The following is a 19,290-nucleotide window of genomic DNA, read 5'->3' as shown; positions in this document are numbered from 1 at the left end:
AAAATCCGATTATGAAGAAAAAGGGGGCAACGCGATGGTAACGATTTTAATCGTAATTTTACTGATGCTCGCATTAGGCGGCGGTTTTTGGCACCGGGCGCAAAAGCATCAGGAAATTTTACGAGAAGCTCGGCAAGCAGCTAGGAAGCTGACTGCTCAGCAACAGCAAGCGACCCGCCAAGCAGTTCAAGAATACCAACAAAAAAGTCACCAAGAAACCGAACAGTATCGGCTGACCATTAGTCAGGAACTTGATGATGATCAACGTGATAACCAGCGGAAAAGTACCTGGATTGAACAACGCATGAAAATGCTGGAGCAAAAGCGCAGTGCACTTGCGAACCGGGCAACCTTGCTATCCCAAAAGCGACATGACCTACAAGAACGAAAAAATACGATTAAGGAAACCCTAAATCAAGCCGACCAGTTGATTGAAGAACGTTGGCAAACGTTGCAAGACGTAGCGGATTTGCCCGAAGTTCGCGCCCAAGAAATGGTTTTAAAAGATACTAAGGAAGATGCGGAACAAACCCGGGACGAATTTGTTAATAACGCGGCAACCGAACTGGAAAGCTCGAAGGAGCGGGAAGCAGAAGACCTGATTGCCATTGCAATGGAGCATAGCAACGTGGTTAACGTGCAGTACGAAAATCACCGCGGGTTGGTTGCCGATAATCAGGAGTATTTAGGAAAGATTATTGGCAACTCCGGACAAAACGTGCGGGCCCTTGAGGCGCTAACCGGGGTTGACGTGATTATTGACGATCAGACTAAAGAAGTGATTATCAACGGTTACGACCCCATTCGGCGCGCGACGGCAATGGAAGTCATTAAAGCCATCAAGAGTGAAAAACGGGTACTTCCTGACACGATTGAACGGCTAGTTAACCAGGCAAACTGGGCGATCGATCAGCGGATTCGCCACTACGGGGAAAACGCGGTTCGGGAGTTGAAATTAAAGCACATGGCTCCCGACTTGATTAAGATCGTTGGCCGGATGCACTACCGAACCAGTTATGGGCAAAATATTCTAGAACATTCGATCGAAACGGCTAAGCTAGCGGGAATTTTTGCTGCTGAATTAGGTGAAAATGCTACCTTAGCGCGCCGTGCGGGTCTTTTACATGATATTGGTAAAGCCATTGACCGCGATATTGAAGCTACCCACGTAGAGTTGGGTGTTGAACTGACCACCAAGTTCCGGGAAAATCCGGTTGTGATTAACACGATTGCTTCACACCATGGGGACGTGGAGTCGAAGTACGTAATCGCCGATCTGGTTGAAGCAGCGGACGCAATTTCAGGTGCGCGGCAGGGTGCACGTAGCGAATCGGCTGCGGATTACTTACAACGAATTAAAAGCCTGGAAGGAATTGCAAATGATCAGCCTGAGGTACAGGAGAGCTATGCAATCCAAGCTGGACGAGAGTTACGGGTAATTGTTTTACCTAAGGAAACTAACGATCGTAGTATCAAAAACTTGGCAACCAACGTTAAGGACCGGATTGAAGACGAAGTTACTTATCCAGGACAGGTCAAGGTAACGGTGGTTAGAAAATTGGAAATTGTAGAATACGCGGAGAAAAAGCAAGCATGAGTCAAGATAATGTTGAACAGTTAAACCAAATTGACCATTTTGTAAGGGAAAAACTGCAGGATGATTTAACGGGACACGATTATGCGCATATTCAGCGGGTGGTCAAGATGGCCCAACGGTTGATGGACGATCGTAACGAAAAAATCAATCGATTTGTAGTTTTAGCGGCGGCTTCCTTGCATGACGTGATTGACGAAAAGGTGGTTGAACAAACCGAAGTTGCCGAAAATGAAGTAACCCATTTATTGCGGGGACTGGCGGTTAGCGATTACGATATCGCCCACATTTTCGATATCATCACCCACATGTCATTTTCAGACAATTTAGAGCATAAATATAAGCTTTCTTTAGAAGGTCAAATTGTGCAGGATGCCGATCGGCTGGACGCAATTGGGGCCATTGGGATTGCGCGGACTTTTTATTATGGGGGTGCTCACGGTCACGTGATGTACGATCCCCAAATTGCTCCGCGGGAAGCCATGACCCACGCCGAGTATCGGCAAAATCAATCGGTGATCAATCATTTCTATGAGAAGCTACTAAAGCTAAAAGATGAAATGAATACTCCGTTAGCCCAACAAATTGCTGCCCAACGCACCCAGCGGATGGAGTCGTTTCTAACGGAGTTTATTGCCGAATGGAATCAAGAAAATTAGGAGGAGTTAGGGATGTTACGAGATATGCCTAATGTGCCAAAACGGTTTGTGATACTAGCGGCATTAGTGGTAATCGTTTTGGTGGTAGGAGTCAAAATGCAAAGCATGTTTATGCTCTTTGCGGATCAATTATTTAGCAGCGCCGTACAAAGCGAGTTTATGATGTTTTTAGAACCCGTGATGCGGTTGATTACGACGATTGCTGATACGAAGTTAGGATTGCTTTACGCGCTAATCATCGCAGCCTACTTATGGTTCCGGCAAGGGCAACGAGTTGACGCACTTTGGGTAATTTGCACAATGTTTGGGGGCGCAGTGGTAGCCTACCTCTTAAAAGAGTTTGTTAAACGTCCACGGCCAACAATTGACCAAATCATTCCTGAAACGGGCTACAGCATGCCGAGTGGTCATACTTTTGAAGCTTTCTTGATTTTGGTGTTCATTTACCTATTCTTTGTACGGCCGATGGCAGAATCGACGTTAAAAAAAGCTTGCGTTGCGGGGCTGGTGATTTGGCAAATCTTAGTGATTTGGTCCCGAGTTTTCTTGGGGGCGCACTACCTTACCGACACGTTGGTTGCGGTTGGCCTAGGCACCGTTTGGTTATGGGTAGCCATCATGTTATATCATAGTTTATACGACGTAATTGCTAGTTACATAGAACCAGCTGTGGGACGCCATCATCGCCAACAATAAACTTAAGGAACTAGATCGGAATAAAACTTCCGGTCTTTTTTATTGGCTAAAAACGTTTGTCTAAGAAAGTAAATTGTTGTTTTAAGAAGTGTTGAAGGTGCTTTCCAAATGAAGGATAATAAAGATAGTTGCAGTGGGGGTGAGTATTTATGGAGTTTAAAAATAGTAAAACTCAACATGGTTTAAGATTTTTGGAAGTGACGGTGTTAAACCTATTAATTACGGCGGTTGAGTTTGGAGGGGGATTGCTTTCCGGCAGTTTAGCACTTCTGTCCGATGCGATCCATAACTTGGGGGATAGTGCCTCCATAGTGATGGCTTACGTGGCTAGTCGGATTAGTCAACGTAATTCTAACCAATCGAAGACCTACGGCTACCGCCGGGCAGAAATACTGTCGTCGTACTTCAACGCGATTTTTTTGCTAGTGATGTCAGCCCTGTTAATTTGGGAAGCGGTGCGGCGATTTGTACATCCGCACCCGGTCAATGGGGGATTAATGCTAATAGTCGCAATCGTTGGTCTGGTTGCTAACGGTTTTTCAGCGTGGTTGCTACATAGTGGGTCCCATAATAACTTGAACCTGAAGGCCACGTATTTACACATTTTAAGCGACGCGTTCGCGTCCGGCGGAGTAATTTTTGGTGCGTTAGTGATCAAAATTTTCCACGTGGTGTGGGCCGATCCGTTAATGACCATCGTGGTGTCCATCTACATTGCGTACAAGACAATCCCAATCATTATTGAAGCGACCAATATTTTAATGGAAGCCGGTCCCCGTTTAGATTATCGGGCAGTCAAGGCGACGGTTCTAAGCGTTCCCGGGGTGGTCAATATTCACCATGTGCATACTTGGATGATTGACGAGCACCGGATCATGCTAACCGCGCACATTGCTTTAGAGGATCAAGAACTTAGTGAAGTTGAACCAATCTACCAAAAAATTAGAAAATTGCTGAAAGAGAAGTACAACATTGAACACGCCACCTTGCAAGCCGAAGTCGACCGGGGCAAGGAATACCAGATTTTTACGACCAATAAAGATGACGTTTAGCGAGTAGTTTTTGATAGCGTTTTAATTTTTTTAAAAGAAATTGAGGATATTGCTGTTTTTTTTAAGAGGGGCATGCTATACTATAGATGTGCTTTTGGTTAGGTGCTTTTGGTCAGATTGTTTTATTGTGAACTATCCCCATTACTACCGGCTCAAGCTACAAATTTTAAAACAGCCATGCATCATGGTTTTACAGGAGGATGTTCATAATGGAACAAGGTACAGTTAAATGGTTTAACGCAGACAAAGGTTTTGGTTTTATTACTCGCGAAGATGGTAGTGACGTATTCGTTCACTTCTCAGCTATCCAAAGCGACGGCTTCAAGACTCTTGAAGAAGGTCAATCAGTTAACTTCGACGTTGAAGAAAGCGATCGCGGACCTCAAGCCGTAAACGTTGTTAAAAACTAATTTTAAAAATTACTAAAAAGCAGGGTGCTTCGGTACCTTGCTTTTTTTGTATGTTTTTAATGATGAAAATAAGCATTGCAAAATAAAATGATTAACGAACTGCCTGCTTATTCGGTATAATGAAGAAGTTAAAGCGGAGGTGCGGTGGATGCGTGATTTAAAAAAAGTGATCAAAACTTGTCTGCTTGCCGGACGAATCATGATTGAAAATGGCTCCGAAATGTCGCGAGCTGAAGATACGATGAAACGGATTGCGATTAATTCGGGAATTGAAGATTTACAATTATTTGGCACAATTACGGGGTTGATCGTATCGGTCCCGGACTCGTTAACTTCCCAAGTGGAACAAATTACGCGACGAGCCTTTGATTTAGAAAAGGTTTCTGCGGTTAATTCTTTTTCCCGAGAATACGCGGCGAAACAAATTACCCTAGACGAATTTTACGAAAAACTAAGTACTTTGGATGAAGCGACGCCATTTTTTCCGTTTTGGTTGCAAGTGTTGGGAGCCGCACTGGTAAGTGGGCCTTTCATGGTAGCTTTTTCGGGAAACTTGGTGGATCTGGGGGTCACCATGTTGGTGGGAGCCCTCGGGTACACCGTCTTTTACCTGAGTAACCGTCTTTTGAACGTTAAGTACATAAGTGAGTTTTTTGCCTCGATCGTCATTGGTATATTGGCGGTTCTAATCGTTCGAATGGGGTGGGGGCAGTCGTTAGATGAGATTATCATCGGCTCAGTCATGCCTCTCGTTCCCGGAGTGCCACTGACTAATGCAGTTCGGGATATTTTGAACGGACACTTAGTGAGTGGACCAGCGCGTGGAGTAGAAGCCCTGCTATCCGCATGTGCGATTGGCTTTGGAATTGCGTTCGTATTTCGGTTCATATAATGGAGGAAGATTGATGCAGTTATTATTGGAATTTGTAATGGCGGGAATTGCTACGGTGGGCTTCGGGATTATTATCAACATTCCACACCGGGCGCTGTTGACTGCCGGAATAATTGGCGGAATTTCATGGGGAATCTACTGGGAAATGCTGCAATTCCACCTAGGGCTGGCATTAAGTTCGCTGACGGCCACGACGGTGATTGCTTTACTAAGCTTATTTGCGGCCCGGCGGTTGAAAATGCCAATGATTGTCTTTAGCATTCCCGGCATTGTGCCCCTGGTTCCCGGTGGACAGGCTTACCAAATGATTCGCAACTTCGCACTATCAAATACGCGACTTGCTACGCACTTTATGTTGGAAGTAGGGGTGATTGCGGGCTCCATTGGGATCGGTTTTCTAATGGCGGAGTTCATTGACCGGCTGCAAAGAAAGTTAGCAATGCGGTTCAAAAAAATTCGAGAAAATAAATAAGGATTACGTGCTGATTGAAGTGCCTCCTCGTAACTGGAGGTTTGGCTTTTCAATCAAACGTAATCCTTTTTAATTGCGTATTTATTTAATAACCCGCGTAACTGTAGTTTTCACTTGGTGCGGCAGGGGTCGCAGGAGTAGTAGTGGTTGCTTGATTAGGATCGCTAGAAGTTGATGGAGTGCCGGCATCATCCGAGCCAGTAGTTGCATCACTTTCCTCAACTTCACCGGTATAAACGCTGCTGATTCCAGTCGTACCGGTAGTTTTATGTGGTAAATCAAGCGCCTTGCGAATGAAGTTAGTAACGCGTTGCCGCTCTTTTTGCGGAACGTATTCGTAAGAGCCCCCGTTAATGTTAATTCCTTCACCTTGCAAATGGGTTGATTTCAAATGATGAGTGGCAACCCGGTAGTTACTTGAAAGAGCTAGTAGTTCGTTAAAGGTCAAATCGGTTTTGGTTTGTTTTTGCAAAGAATTTAAGAAGTTTTGGTTGAGCAACGCGGTGATCGAATCACTCTTTCTTAAAATCGCCATCAAAACTTGCCGTTGCCGAGTTTGCCTTCCGTAATCTCCCTTAGGATCGTCGTAACGCATCCGAGAATAATCCAGGGCGGCTTTACCATCAAGGTGAGTCTTAACCCCCTTCTTAACGTCGGCATTACCATACTTAAAAGTTAGTTTAGGAGTGACGTCGATGCCGCCAACACCATCAACAATTTTTTCTAAGCCACCCATGTTAATCAATCCGTAGTAGTCAATCGGGATATTTAGTAGCTTTTGGACCGCTCGAATGGCTGTCCCAGCGCCCCCAAAGTCATAGGCAGAGTTGATTTTGGATGGTGAGTAACTGGAATATCCTGGAATCGACATCACCGTATCCCGTGGGATGCTGGTTAAGGTCATCTGCTTTTTCTTCGGGTTTAACGTAGCGACGATCATTGTATCGGTTCGCCCACGGTAATTCCGTCCTAACGCGCCGGTATCGGTACCCAATAACAAGATCGAAATCGGTTTGCCATGCTTTAGTTCGCTAGAAACGTCCCGAGCCTTTTGGATTCGTGCGCTGTCAAAAATTGAATCAACCGCATTTTTAGCGGTATACCATTTTTTGACCCCAAACACGATTAACAGGAGTGCAATCACGGCACAAACGACCCAACGCCAAGGATGCCACTTCTTAGGCGGACGGGGAGTGCGTTGGTGCTTTTGCCGCCGTCTGCCGCTCGTTGAGCTATTTTGCGCATCGGCGTTTGTATCGGTTTCCTCCGGCGCAGAATTAAACTGGTTGCCGCTAAATCGGCTTAAATTGGAATTACGTGAGTCTTCACTCATACAAGTTTCCTCCACAATGTTAAAAATCAATTACTAATATAATACCAAATTTATTTGGCGGTTTGATTGAATTAACTAAAGTTTAATATTTAGTGTATAAAAAAGTAGTTTTTGTGCTTTTAGGGAATAAAAGCCCATTTTCTGGGATGATGCAAACAAACTTCCCTATAGTTCGCGTAAGAAAGCTAGTGCATTAGCGATCCAGCCGGCGATACGAGAATCTTGGTGACGTTCGTCATAAGCCGTGGTTTCGTCAGCTAATGCCATTCCGTGAGGACCGTGATGATAAAGGTGCAATTCGGTAGGCACTTGATGAGCTTGTAATGCTAGGAAATAGTCCACGGCATTTTTGGAAGAAACCAACTGATCATCGGTAGTGGCCCAAATAAAGGTTGGAGCATTGTCGGCGGTTACGTGTTGATCAGCAGCGATCTCATCCGGATTGTCAGTCCACTGCGCCAAAGTAGGCTGGTCAGGAAAGCCATCAAACGGGGTAATTACTGGGTACCCTAAAATAGTAGCAGCGGGCTTTAGTTCTTCTGCAGATAAGTGTGTTTGTGCTTGCAGCCAATCCGAAGACCATAAATTATTGTAGTTAGCGACCACGTGTCCGCCAACGGAAAAGCCCATTAACACTACTTTTTCGGGATCAACGTGCCACGATTCAGCATTTTGTTTAGTAATCGCCACTGCTTGGCCAGTTTCTAAAAGGGGAGCTGGAAACAGCGGTTGAGCTTCGTCAACGAACGAGTAGCGCAAAATGGAAACTTGGAAGCCGAGGGATAAAAAGCGCAGTGCGACTTTTTCAGATTGCTTAAAATCAACATGAGTATAGGAACCCCCGGGAACGAAGATGAGGGCGGGATTAAGTGCGTCGGTGAGGCTTGGATCGACGTAAGAAATTAACTCTGCTTGAGATTGAGAATTAACTTGGTTAAGTGGTGTTTTAATTATTTGCATAAGATCGACTCCTTTAGTAGTAAAATATGTTCACATAGATTATCTATAGACTATCTTAAATCTTTTTACGACGTACGAGAAATAATTTGGGAGAAATAAATGAATTTTAAACTACGGTACTTTTCAACGAGTGACTTTGCGGATTATCAAGTACTGATGAATAATGAAAAGCTTGCTCAACTGGCGGGAATGCAGGTTTTAAAAACGGAATTAGAACAGTGGCTTGCCTTCAAAGGGATGGTGGGCAGTCCGAATTTTTTAGCAATCGCTAACGCAAAAGACCGACTATGCGGGGGGATTTTTATTTTTCAGCAGGCGGAAGAAAACGTCTTTGAATTAGGTTACCTATTAGCTGAAGAATATTGGAACCAAGGCATCATGTCGCGTGCAGTCCACTTTGCGTTAAAAAGTTTAAAGGAACGGCAGCCGGCAACGGCCCAATCTGTAAAAATTCGGGCCAACGTTTTAACGGATAATCGGGCTTCCCAACGGGTTTTAGAGAAGAACGGTTTTACCCGGCAACCGGGGGTCTTTGAAAATGTATCTGGGTATGATGGCCGCGTACGGAAAGAATATTTATACGAATTGAACCTTATGCTTGCATAATTAATCAAGTTTGCTATAATTTGAATCACATCGAAAGAAGAGGTCGCCTCAATGATGAGTAACCCTGGTAAGATGATTAAGCATCTAGGACCCGGGGAGAAAGGCAACGAGGCCGAAATGACTGCAGACTTAATTCTGCACGATTTGGGACTTGGTTGAATAAGCCAAGGACTGTCGCAATCACGGTTGCGGAGCGCTATCTACGATTTGACTAACGATTTTAAACGGTCTTTTTGTGTAAATGCGCGCAAAAGGGCTTTTTATTTTGTTCTGGGATAATCACAGCGCCTCTTTTAATTTTTAGGAGGTTCTCTATTATGGCACAGTTACAAAAGCAGGCGAGTGGTAATCACGTCCAGCGGGCGTTGAAGACTCGTCACATCTCAATGATTTCACTAGGCGGCAGTATCGGAACCGGTCTGTTCGTTGCTAGTGGTTTGGCAATTTCCCAAGCTGGCCCGGGCGGTGCCCTGTTAGCATACGTCGGGATGGGGATTATGGTTTACTTTTTGATGACTAGTTTGGGTGAAATGGCCACCTACATGCCAGTCTCGGGGTCGTTTGCCACCTATGCTACTAAGTACGTAGATCCCGCCTTTGGGTTTGCAATGGGGTGGAACTACTGGTTTAATTGGGCAATCACGGTTGCCGTGGACATTAGTACGATTGCGTTGATTATGAAGTTTTGGTTACCTAACGTTCCGGGATGGATTTGGAGTTTAATCGCGCTAGCACTGGTAGTCCTGATTAATGCGTTGACCGTTAAAGCGTTCGGGGAAACCGAATACTGGTTAGCCTTAATTAAGGTAATTACCGTCTTTGTTTTCTTGGCGGTCGGAACCCTTACCATTTTTGGGATTATGGGTGGCCACGCAACTTACTTAGAAAACTTTGTATACCGGAAGGCACCGTTTGTTGGGGGAATTCCAGCAATCTTGAGCGTTTTCGTAGTTGCCGGGTTCTCTTTCCAAGGAACCGAGTTGATCGGGATTACGGCTGGGGAATCTGAAACTCCGGAAAGCAGCGTTCCTAAGGCAATTAACCAGGTTTTCTGGCGGATTCTATTATTCTACATCTTGGCGATTTTCGTAATTGCCTGTCTCTTGCCATATACTAGTCCAGACTTATTAGGGACTTCGGCAAGCGACGTTTCGATTAGTCCGTTCACCCTTGTATTCCGGCGGGCTGGGTTAGCAAGTGCTGCGGGAGTAATGAATGCCATTATCCTTACGTCGGTACTTTCTTCAGCCAATTCGGGGATGTACGCATCTTCACGGATGTTATTCTCATTAGCAAAGCAAGGCTACGCGGCGAAGATCTTCGGCCGGACGACCAAGCGCGGAATCCCTTACGTGGCCTTAATCGGAACTACCGTAGTGGGGTTGTTGACCTTTATTACCAGCATTATGGGAACTAAGATTTACGCTTGGTTAGTTGCGGCAAGTGGATTGACCGGCTTCATCGCCTGGATGGGGATCGCCGTATCCCACTGGCGGTTCCGGCGCGCATTTATTAAGCAAAACCATGATTTAAGTGAACTAAAGTACCGAGCAAAGTGGTTCCCATTTGGACCATTGTTTGCCTTCGTGCTAAGTATTGTGGTTATCTTAGGGCAGGACATTAATTCCCTGATCCATCTCAACTGGCAAGCCATTGGAATTACCTATATGTCAGTTCCGTTATTTATAGTACTTTTTGCTTATTACAAAATTAAATACAAGACTAAGCTAATTCCGTTAGAGGAAATTGATTTAAGCCGACCAAATATCACGAAAAAATGATTTTTTCAAGATGTTGTTTTGCCTTCGTTTGGTGGTACAATATGTGGTGCTATTAAATGAAAAAGGGGTATCTTAAATGATTGCTTTATCAGGTCCAATCGGCGCCGGCAAGACGTCACTGACGGAATTATTAACTCAGCATTGGGGAAGCGATGCTTACTATGAATCGGTAGATGACAATAAAATTTTGCCGTTATTCTATAAGGATCCAAAACGCTACGCATTTTTATTACAAATTTACTTTTTAAACAAACGGCTAGACAGTATTAAGCAAGCTAACGAAGGTTTTAAAAGCGTAATGGATCGTTCAATTTATGAAGATTCATTACTCTTTCATTTAAACGCTGACCTTGGTCGAGCGACCGAAACCGAAGTCAAAATTTACGATTCGTTGCTAAATAATATGATGCAAGAATTGCCGCGGCTTTCATATAAGAAAAACCCGGACCTTTTGATTCACATTGATATTTCGTTTGATACCATGCTAAAGCGGATTAAAAAACGGGGTCGTTCATACGAGCAGATCGAAAATGATCCGTCATTATACGACTACTATAAAGAGTTGAACCGTCGTTACGTATCGTGGTTTGATAGCTACGATCAAAGCGCCAAGATCAGAATTGATGGCGATAAGTATGATTTTGTGGAAGACCCTAGCGCACGCAAACAAGTTATCCAACTAGTTGAAGAAAAGATTTCGCAAATTTAATTGCGGAAGTTGAATCTTTTTTGTATAATACGGTTAACAAATAAATAGTTCAATTGTTAACAAGGCGTTTAAAGTAGGTTTTTAGAGAGGTCCAGCTGGTGGAAAGGGCTAACCGAAACTCCGGCGCTGATTAAACAAATGGGTAATGCCATTCGGTGATTCCGTTACCATCATGAAAGTGCGCCAGTAATGGTGAACTTGGGTGGTACCGCGAAAAGAGCCTCTTCGTCCCAATTGGGAGGGGGGCTCTTTTTATTTTGATTTTAGTGAGGAGGAATTTGCATGTTAGATTTAAAGATGATCCGTAACCATACCGACGAAGTTAAGGAAAAGTTAGCTACTCGTGGGGTTCAACCGGAAACGATCGATGAACTGTTAGCTAAAGACAACCAACGTCGGGAGTTAATTGTAAAAAGCGAAAGCTTAAAAAAGGTGCGAAATGATGTTTCGGACCAAATTTCTCAAATGAAACGCAATCACGAAGACGCTAGCGAACCAATTCAAAAAATGCGGAAGGTTAGCCAAGAAATCAAGGAGCTTGACGAACAATTAGAAAAAGTTGCTGAGGAAGTTGAAGACCAAGCGGCCCACTTGCCTAATTTGCCGCACCCGGACGTGCCGGTAAGCTTGACTGAGGAAGGTAGTGTTGAATTACGGAAATTTGGCACTCCGCGAAAGTTTGATTTCAAGCCAAAAGCACATTGGGAAATTGGCGAAGACCTTGGCATCTTGGATTTTGAACGGGCGGCTAAGGTTGCTGGTAGCCGGTTTGTTTACTACATTGGCGACGGTGCGCGTCTCGAACGTGCGGTTTACAATTTCTTCTTGGATCAAAACGTGGCGGCTGGTTTCACCGAAGAAATCACCCCGTACATGGTTAACGACGCGTCGATGTTTGGTACCGGACAATTTCCAAAGTTTAAAGAAACTCACGCCGGCTACGAAATTAAGGACGAACAACTAACTCTGATTCCTACGGCAGAAGTACCGTTGGTTAACTACTACCGCGACGAAATCTTGGATGAAGACCAGTTGCCAATTAACGTCACCGCCCTTTCGCCAGCTTTTCGTTCAGAAGCTGGTAGTGCTGGGCGGGACACTCGTGGTTTAATTCGGATGCACCAATTTAATAAGGTAGAAATGGTTAAGATTACGAAGCCCGAAGATTCTTGGCAAGAATTAGAAAAGCTTACGCGTCATGCCGAAACGCTTCTACAAAAATTGGAATTGCCATACCACGTAATTACGTTGACCACCGGTGACATGAGTTTCACGGCTGCAATGACCCACGACTTAGAAGTGTGGATTCCTGCCCAAAATAAATACCGTGAAATTTCAAGCTGTTCCAACACCACCGATTTCCAAGCTCGACGGGCCCACATCCGGTATCGCGATGAAAACGGTAAGCTGCAGTACGTGCACACGCTGAACGGTTCCGGACTAGCGGTCGGCCGTACGGTAGCTGCAATTTTAGAAAACTACCAAAATGAAGATGGTACGGTTACCGTTCCAGATGTCTTGGTACCATATATGCAAGGAACCAAGGTAATCGGCAAAAAATAATAACTTAGAATAATGAAAAATTATGGTATCGTTTGGTGATTACCAAAGGGTGCTTGTAAATAAGGACTAGTCTTAACGTTAAGCCTAGTCCTTATTTTTTGGTCATTTTGAGGAACTAATGGTGAAGAAGTACTAGGAAAAACACCTTAATTTAACATTCTGAAAAAAAGTTTAAAAAAATGATTGACAACTAACGCTTTAATCCGTATTATATATAAATGTGTTCGCGAGGTTTATGGAGGATTAGCTCAGTTGGGAGAGCATCTGCCTTACAAGCAGGAGGTCACAGGTTCGAGCCCTGTATCCTCCATTGAGATTATTTCTCAGTGGTTTTAAATGTTACATGCGGGCGTGGCGGAATTGGCAGACGCGCAAGATTTAGGTTCTTGTATCGAAAGGTGTGGGGGTTCGAATCCCTTCGCCCGCATCGAGTTTTAAGCCGACTTAGCTCAGTTGGCAGAGCATCTGTCTTGTAAACAGAGGGTCGGAGGTTCGAATCCTCTAGTCGGCATTTTGCGGAAGTAGTTCAGTGGTAGAACATCACCTTGCCATGGTGGGGGTCGCGGGTTCGAATCCCGTCTTCCGCTTTTCTTAGTTATTATGCACCCATAGCGCAACTGGATAGAGTGTCTGACTACGAATCAGAAGGTTGCAGGTTCGACTCCTGCTGGGTGCATCGCTTAGACGTCAATCAAATGATTGGCGTTTTTTTGTGTCCTAAAAACAACTTGGCGGTACACCTGGAGGGAAGTGAGGAAAGGCAGGAGAAATCGTAAAATCAGTGATTGCGAAAATTAAATATTGTGATATACTTTTTAAGTGTTAAAGGGCTTTTAAGAAGATTCCTAACGATTGATTTTGCACCCATAGCGCAACTGGATAGAGTGTCTGACTACGAATCAGAAGGTTGTAGGTTCGAGTCCTACTGGGTGCATTGATTAAGCATTGGTCAGCCTGGCTGAGTGGTGCTTTTTCATTTTTAGGCTTTATATGGGTTTTTTCGGGAAATAGCTCAGCTTGGTAGAGCACCACGTTCGGGACGTGGGGGTCGCAGGTTCAAATCCTGTTTTCCCGATTTTTTAATTAAGGGACCGAGACGTTCGGTAAATAAGTAGTGGGGTTAGTCATTAAGTGGCTAATCCCTTTTTGTTTGTCTGCACATTCCGTAGTGCATTATGTATGGTAAGTAATCCCTTATACAACGGGGTTTGGGGGAATAAAAAATCCAGTATGAAAGGCAACAATCAGCAAATTAAGCGATGGCGCAGACAAAATTGTTGACATAAAGTAAGCATAATTGTAGATTTATATTTGTAATCGGTTACATCATTAAATATAAAATCGAGGTAAGTTTAGATGAGTGAGAAAACTGTACCAGCAAGTGTTGCAATGTTAAGAGTCCTTCAGGCTTGGGATATCAAACGAGTTTTTGGCTATCCAGGTGGGTCATTTAATTCGACAATGAACGCCTTAGACCTAGAAAAGGACCGGATTCAATATGTGCAAGTTCGTCACGAACAAGTTGGCGCCCTCGCTGCCGCTGCTGAAGCAAAGCTGACGGGAAAAATTGGAGTTGCGTTTGGCTCAGCGGGCCCCGGTGCGGTCAACATGTTGAATGGTTTATATGATGCTAAGGAAGATCATACACCCGTGTTGGCACTGGTTGGACAAGTACCTCACAGCAATATGAACTACGACTTCTTCCAAGAATTTCCTGAAGTACCAATGTTTCAAGACGTGGCGGTTTACGACCGTTGCGTAATGACCCCGGAAAGCCTCCCGTATGTTGTTGACAAGGCGATTCGGGCAGCGTACAAAAACCGTGGGCCAGCGGTAGTGGTAATCCCTAACGACTTTGGCTATGTTCAAATTCCCGACGTAGATTACGCTTCTACTGCATTATTAGAAAAGCCAACTCCTAAACAAACACCAACTGACGAAGAAGTGGACCAATTCTTGCAAATGGTCCGCGAGGCTAAGCGGCCAATTTTCCACGTAGGTTCTGGAATCAAGGACCATCAGGATCTTTTGAAGAAGGTGGCTGAAAAGTTACAAATCCCCGTTACGATTACCGGCTTGGCTAAGGGGAAAGTTGACGATGATTGGGAAGGCAACTTAGGAACTACTAACCGGGCGGCGTCCAAGGCGGCTGACGAAGCCTTCGCAACTGCTGACTTGGTCATTGCACTGGGTGCGGATTTCCCATTTGCTAACCTAGTTTACCGGACTCACGAATTCAAGTTTGTGCAAATCGATAACGATGAATCTCAATTTGGGCGGCACCACTTCCTAGACTTAGGGATTTGGGCAGATTCGGGCAAGTTCCTAGAAAAAGTCTTAGAACGTTCCGAAGCGGTTGCCAGCCGACCATTCTACCAAGCAACGGTCGCTGACATGCAAGACTGGAAAGCTTACTTGGATAAGCTAATGAAGAAGGCGGATGGTCCGTTATCTTACGAACAAATTTACCGGGAAATTAACCGGATTGCGGATAAGGATGCGGTCTTTGGCATCGATACTGGAGACAACATCATTAACGCCTTCCGCTTCCTTGACTTGAAGGGCGATAAGCAGTGGACGATTTCGGCACTATTTGCCACGATGGGATACGGGATTCCGGCCGCAATTGCAGCGAAACTTACGTACCCAGACCGGCAAGTATTTAGTATTTCCGGAGACGGAGCAGCTTCGATGGTAATTCACGACCTATTAACGGAAGTGAAGTACCACTTGCCAATCATTAACATTATTACTTCTAACCAAACCCTCAACTTTATTAAGTCAGAACAAGATGATATTCAAATGAACCATTCCGGAATTGACCTTGAAGATGCCGACTACGCTAAGATTGCGGAAGCGATGGGCGCAAAGGGAATCATGATTAGAACCTTGGATGAATTACCAGCAGCCTTTGATAAGGCGTTAGAATACCAAAAAGCTGGTGAACCAGTAGTGATTGATGCTAAAATCACCGACCAACGTGGTTTACCAGTTGAAGAACTGGAATTTGACAACCAAGCGGCAAACTTTACCGAAAAGATTTCGGATGCTTATCAAGCAACTCATGGTGAAAAATCAGTTAGTGACTTCTTTAGCGATTATGACGGCGCAGAACTGAAACCATTGACGGATTACTTCGCTAAGTTTGGGGTAGAAAAATAACTTACTAAACTTGCAATTTAAATTGATTTAAAATATGATAGGGACTTTCAGAAAAGAAGTGGCAGATGAATTTGACTAAAATTCCAGGTACCACTTCTTTTTGTGCTCTTAATAAAGGATGAAAAAGCCCGTGAAATCGGTTAATACCAATATTTTTGAACAATATCTTTTACAATTGGCGGCCAGTTTCGTATAATAATAGTCAATATTAGTCAAAGTAGGGAGAGGTGGTCGTTATGCAAGGACAGAATATTTCGGATATAATCGAGCGGTACTTAAAAGAAATTTTAGCTGATTCGGAGGAAGTTGAGATTCGGCGTTCTGAAATTGCGGATCAGTTTGACGTAGTACCATCCCAAATTAACTACGTAATCAAAACCCGGTTTACCATTCAAAACGGTTATTTAGTTGAAAGTAAACGTGGCGGCGGTGGTTACATTCGAATTGAAAAGGTTAAATTGCTAGATGATATTGACGTGTTGGACTCGTTGATCCGGGTGATTGGCGACTCAATTAACGAACGGGATGCAATTTCTATTTTAAGTAGTCTATATGAAGATGCGGTTTTAAGTAAGCGGGAGGCTAATCTGCTAGCTGCAACAATTGCCAAGAGTACTTTGAATATTGGTGATCGCAAACTAGAGGATCAGATTCGCGCAAAAATCATTATCGGAGTTTTAAATCACCTTCGATATGAGTAACGAGTTTAGAGAAAGACAGGTGGACAATGGAAAATTTATTTACTCCTAGCGCACGCAACGTGTTAATTATTGCTCAAGAGCAAGCCAAACGGTTTAAACATCCGGCGGTGGGCACGGAGCATTTATTATTAGCACTGACAATTGAAAATAATGGCGTTGCCCACAGTGTGCTAGAACAATTTAATGTCACCGAAATTGATGTAATTGAAGAAATTGAACAGTTTACGGGTTATGGCAACTTACGCCTAACCAGAAATGATTACCTGCCATATTCGCCAAAGGCTAAGGAAATTCTGGCAAATGCGGGGGATCAAGCACGGCAGTTAAAGGCTGCCAAAATTGGCACCGAACACATCCTATTAGCGTTGATCCAAGACGAGACGATTTTATCTTCCCGCGTATTGTTGGCGTTGGATACTGACGTGGCGGACGTACGTAAAGTTACGTTACGTAAGCTAGGGGTTAACCCGGCGACCCAAAGCCGGCGGGCTAAGCAACGCACGGCGGCCAAGGGCACCCCAACCCTAGATTCGGTTGCCCGGGATTTAACCGCCATGGCGGAAGCCGGTAAAATCGACCCGATGATTGGGCGTGAAAATGAACTACGGCGGGTTATCCAAATTTTAAGTCGGCGAACCAAGAACAACCCGGTCTTGATCGGGGAACCCGGCGTTGGAAAAACCGCAATTGCGGAAGGCCTTGCGCAGCGGATCATTGCGGATGACGTTCCCGAAGATATGAAAAACAAGCGGCTCATGATGCTAGAAATGGGCGCGTTGGTTGCGGGAACCAAATACCGCGGGGAATTTGAAGACCGTTTGAAAAAGGTCATTGAAGAAATTCGCCAAGATGGCAAGGTGATCTTGTTTATCGATGAATTGCATACCTTAATCGGGGCTGGTGGTGCAGAAGGTGCCATTGACGCTTCCAACATCTTGAAGCCGGCGCTAGCGCGTGGCGAACTACAAACCATCGGGGCGACAACCCTAAATGAATATCAAAAATATATTGAAGCGGATGCAGCTTTAGAACGACGTTTTGCCAAGGTAGAAGTTGATGAACCTACTCAAGCAGAAGCAATTCAAATTCTTCAAGGAATTCGGCCAAAGTATGAACAACACCATAAAGTCCGGATCACTGACGAGGCAATCCAACAGGCGGTAAACTTGTCGGCTCGTTACATTTCCGACCGGTTCCTTCCGGATAAGGCAATTGATTTAATTGACGAAGCGGCGGCTAAGATTCGCATTGACGCTGCTGAAAAGCAAAGTAAAAAGGAAACTGATGAAGATAAGTTGGCCCGGTTGAAGGCGGATAAAGAGGCGGCCATTGACCGCCAAGATTTTGAAACCGCCGCTGAAATTCGGAAAAAAGAAATGAAGTTGCGGAAAAAGGTTGAACGGGCGGCTGCCCGGCAAGCCGAAACGGAGCAACCGGCTGAATACAAGCTGCAGGAAACTGGGGAAGACGTTGCTCAAATCGTCTCCGATTGGACCGGAGTTCCGGTTACCCAGATGAAACAATCTGAATCCGAACGGTTAGTTAACTTAGAAAAAATCTTGCACGAACACGTAATTGGGCAAGATGAAGCCGTTTCTTCGGTAGCTCGGGCAATTCGGCGGGCCCGGTCGGGATTGAAAAATCCTAAACGACCGATTGGCTCATTTATGTTCCTTGGCCCAACTGGGGTAGGGAAGACTGAGTTAGCTAAGACCCTTGCTAACGTAATGTTTGGTTCAGAAGATAACATGATCCGAATTGACATGTCGGAATACATGGAACGCTTTAGCACCAGCCGACTAGTGGGCTCGGCTCCTGGCTACGTTGGCTATGACGAAGGTGGCCAGCTTACCGAACAAGTTCGGCGCAAGCCATACTCGGTAGTCTTGTTTGATGAAGTCGAAAAGGCCCATCCGGACGTGTTTAACTTGTTGCTCCAGGTCTTCGATGATGGATTTTTGACCGATTCGAAGGGTCGCCGAGTCGACTTTAGGAATACGATCATCATTATGACTTCTAATTTAGGGGCGACGGCGTTGCGGGATGAAAAATCAGTCGGTTTTGGAGCACAAAACATGGCTGATGATTACCAAGCAATGGCTGCAAAGGTTAAGGAAGTTTTGAAACAAAGCTTCCGGCCAGAATTCTTAAACCGAATCGACGAAACGATCGTCTTCCATTCCTTAACTAAGCCAGAGCTCCACCAGATTGTAAAACTCATGTCGAAGGATATTATTCGTCGAATGAGCGCCCAAGGAATTAACATGAAATTCACTCCGGCGGCAATCGACGTGGTAGCCGAAGCTGGGTTTGATCCTGAATACGGGGCTCGTCCAATCCGGCGGGCGTTACAAACGCAAGTCGAAGATCAGCTTAGTGAAATGTTGCTTGCCGGCCAAGTTAAAGTGGGCGACGACGTAACGATCGGGGCGCGCAACCACAAGATCACTTTTAAAGTGAAGGATGCCAAACCGGTAAGTAGTACAAGTAAATAAATGATTTGACAAAGCTTTTAAAAGAGCATAGAATATAGTCTGTATGTTAAAGCTGGGTTAAATGAAACAGTGCGATCTATTGTCCGCAGTGTTTTAGAAAAAAAGCAAAAATAGTTTCTTGATTCAGGAACTGTTTTTGGTTTTTTTTTGCTAAAAAACAGGGGTTGGATGAATTTGTAATCAAACTGTAACATTTAACTTGTCT

16 protein-coding genes, 7 tRNA genes and 1 riboswitch are annotated in these 19,290 nt (G+C 44.6%); of the genes, 21 read left to right on the top strand and 2 right to left on the bottom strand.

The annotated features are described in order from the left end of the window. The first annotated feature begins 34 nt into the window (after positions 1-34). The 7 genes from rny to NYR25_07240 all read left to right on the top strand — a co-directional run bounded on the left by rny (position 35) and on the right by NYR25_07240 (position 5,775). The gene (gene rny, locus NYR25_07270) at positions 35-1,597 is read left to right on the top strand and encodes a ribonuclease Y (GenBank protein ID UWF33385.1); all 1,563 of its coding nucleotides are present in this window, start codon (positions 35-37) and stop codon (positions 1,595-1,597) included. Further along, positions 1,594-2,253, top strand: a complete 660-nt coding sequence (locus NYR25_07265) for an HD domain-containing protein (protein UWF33384.1) — start codon at positions 1,594-1,596, stop codon at positions 2,251-2,253. Before rny ends, NYR25_07265 begins: the two co-directional genes overlap by 4 nt. 12 nt (positions 2,254-2,265) lie before the next feature. Continuing rightward, positions 2,266-2,949, top strand: a complete 684-nt coding sequence (locus tag NYR25_07260; GenBank protein ID UWF33383.1) for a phosphatase PAP2 family protein — start codon at positions 2,266-2,268, stop codon at positions 2,947-2,949. A 149-nt stretch (positions 2,950-3,098) separates the two neighbouring features. After that, positions 3,099-4,001, top strand: coding sequence for a cation diffusion facilitator family transporter (locus tag NYR25_07255; GenBank protein ID UWF33382.1), 903 nt, complete (start codon positions 3,099-3,101; stop codon positions 3,999-4,001). A gap of 209 nt (positions 4,002-4,210) precedes the next feature. Then, positions 4,211-4,411, top strand: coding sequence for a cold-shock protein (locus NYR25_07250; protein UWF33381.1), 201 nt, complete (start codon positions 4,211-4,213; stop codon positions 4,409-4,411). 148 nt (positions 4,412-4,559) lie between these two features. After that, the gene (locus tag NYR25_07245) at positions 4,560-5,303 is read left to right on the top strand and encodes a threonine/serine exporter family protein (protein UWF33380.1); all 744 of its coding nucleotides are present in this window, start codon (positions 4,560-4,562) and stop codon (positions 5,301-5,303) included. Positions 5,304-5,316: 13 nt separating this feature from the next. Further along, on the top strand, positions 5,317-5,775 hold the full coding sequence (locus NYR25_07240) for a threonine/serine exporter family protein (protein ID UWF33379.1): 459 nt from the start codon (positions 5,317-5,319) through the stop codon (positions 5,773-5,775). Positions 5,776-5,860: 85 nt separating this feature from the next. Here the strand turns inward: NYR25_07240 and NYR25_07235 are convergent, their stop codons facing one another. Both NYR25_07235 and NYR25_07230 read right to left on the bottom strand, forming a co-directional pair. Then, the gene (locus NYR25_07235) at positions 5,861-7,108 is read right to left on the bottom strand and encodes an LCP family protein (protein ID UWF33378.1); all 1,248 of its coding nucleotides are present in this window, start codon (positions 7,106-7,108) and stop codon (positions 5,861-5,863) included. 165 nt (positions 7,109-7,273) lie between these two features. Next, positions 7,274-8,068, bottom strand: a complete 795-nt coding sequence (locus NYR25_07230; protein UWF33377.1) for an alpha/beta hydrolase — start codon at positions 8,066-8,068, stop codon at positions 7,274-7,276. Between the two features lie 99 nt (positions 8,069-8,167). Between NYR25_07230 and NYR25_07225 the strand changes: the two genes are divergently transcribed. From NYR25_07225 to NYR25_07160, 14 genes are all read left to right on the top strand, one after another. Next, a complete protein-coding gene (locus tag NYR25_07225; GenBank protein UWF33376.1) occupies positions 8,168-8,674 on the top strand; it encodes a GNAT family N-acetyltransferase in 507 nt (168 codons plus the stop codon). 29 nt (positions 8,675-8,703) lie between these two features. Next, positions 8,704-8,881, top strand: a riboswitch (Lysine riboswitch). 110 nt (positions 8,882-8,991) lie between these two features. After that, positions 8,992-10,455, top strand: a complete 1,464-nt coding sequence (locus NYR25_07220) for an amino acid permease (protein ID UWF33375.1) — start codon at positions 8,992-8,994, stop codon at positions 10,453-10,455. 76 nt (positions 10,456-10,531) lie between these two features. Then, entirely contained in the window at positions 10,532-11,164 is a 633-nt protein-coding gene (locus tag NYR25_07215; protein ID UWF33374.1) for a deoxynucleoside kinase, read from the top strand. A 282-nt stretch (positions 11,165-11,446) separates the two neighbouring features. Continuing rightward, positions 11,447-12,727 carry a serine--tRNA ligase gene (gene serS, locus NYR25_07210; GenBank protein UWF33373.1) on the top strand — a complete coding sequence of 427 codons (1,281 nt, stop codon included), beginning with the start codon at positions 11,447-11,449 and terminating at the stop codon, positions 12,725-12,727. 237 nt (positions 12,728-12,964) lie between these two features. Continuing rightward, positions 12,965-13,037, top strand: a tRNA-Val gene (locus tag NYR25_07205). A 35-nt stretch (positions 13,038-13,072) separates the two neighbouring features. After that, positions 13,073-13,154, top strand: a tRNA-Leu gene (locus tag NYR25_07200). A gap of 11 nt (positions 13,155-13,165) precedes the next feature. After that, positions 13,166-13,238, top strand: a tRNA-Thr gene (locus NYR25_07195). 4 nt (positions 13,239-13,242) lie between these two features. After that, a tRNA-Gly gene (locus NYR25_07190) sits at positions 13,243-13,314 on the top strand. A 15-nt stretch (positions 13,315-13,329) separates the two neighbouring features. Next, positions 13,330-13,403 (top strand) — tRNA-Arg (locus NYR25_07185). A 184-nt stretch (positions 13,404-13,587) separates the two neighbouring features. Then, a tRNA-Arg gene (locus tag NYR25_07180) sits at positions 13,588-13,661 on the top strand. 67 nt (positions 13,662-13,728) lie between these two features. After that, a tRNA-Pro gene (locus NYR25_07175) sits at positions 13,729-13,802 on the top strand. Positions 13,803-14,083: 281 nt separating this feature from the next. Continuing rightward, positions 14,084-15,889 carry a pyruvate oxidase gene (gene spxB, locus NYR25_07170; GenBank protein ID UWF33372.1) on the top strand — a complete coding sequence of 602 codons (1,806 nt, stop codon included), beginning with the start codon at positions 14,084-14,086 and terminating at the stop codon, positions 15,887-15,889. Positions 15,890-16,125: 236 nt separating this feature from the next. Then, positions 16,126-16,590 (top strand): CtsR family transcriptional regulator, encoded by a 465-nt coding sequence (locus NYR25_07165; GenBank protein ID UWF33371.1) that lies wholly within the window; start codon positions 16,126-16,128, stop codon positions 16,588-16,590. 26 nt (positions 16,591-16,616) lie between these two features. After that, positions 16,617-19,085, top strand: a complete 2,469-nt coding sequence (locus NYR25_07160; GenBank protein UWF33370.1) for an ATP-dependent Clp protease ATP-binding subunit — start codon at positions 16,617-16,619, stop codon at positions 19,083-19,085. Positions 19,086-19,290 lie beyond the last annotated feature (205 nt).

The sequence above is a fragment of the Pediococcus acidilactici genome, from assembly GCA_024970065.1.
Lineage (GTDB): Bacteria > Bacillota > Bacilli > Lactobacillales > Lactobacillaceae > Pediococcus > Pediococcus acidilactici_A.
Note: the sequence above shows the minus strand (reverse complement) of the source record. Positions and strands in the feature narration are given on the sequence as shown.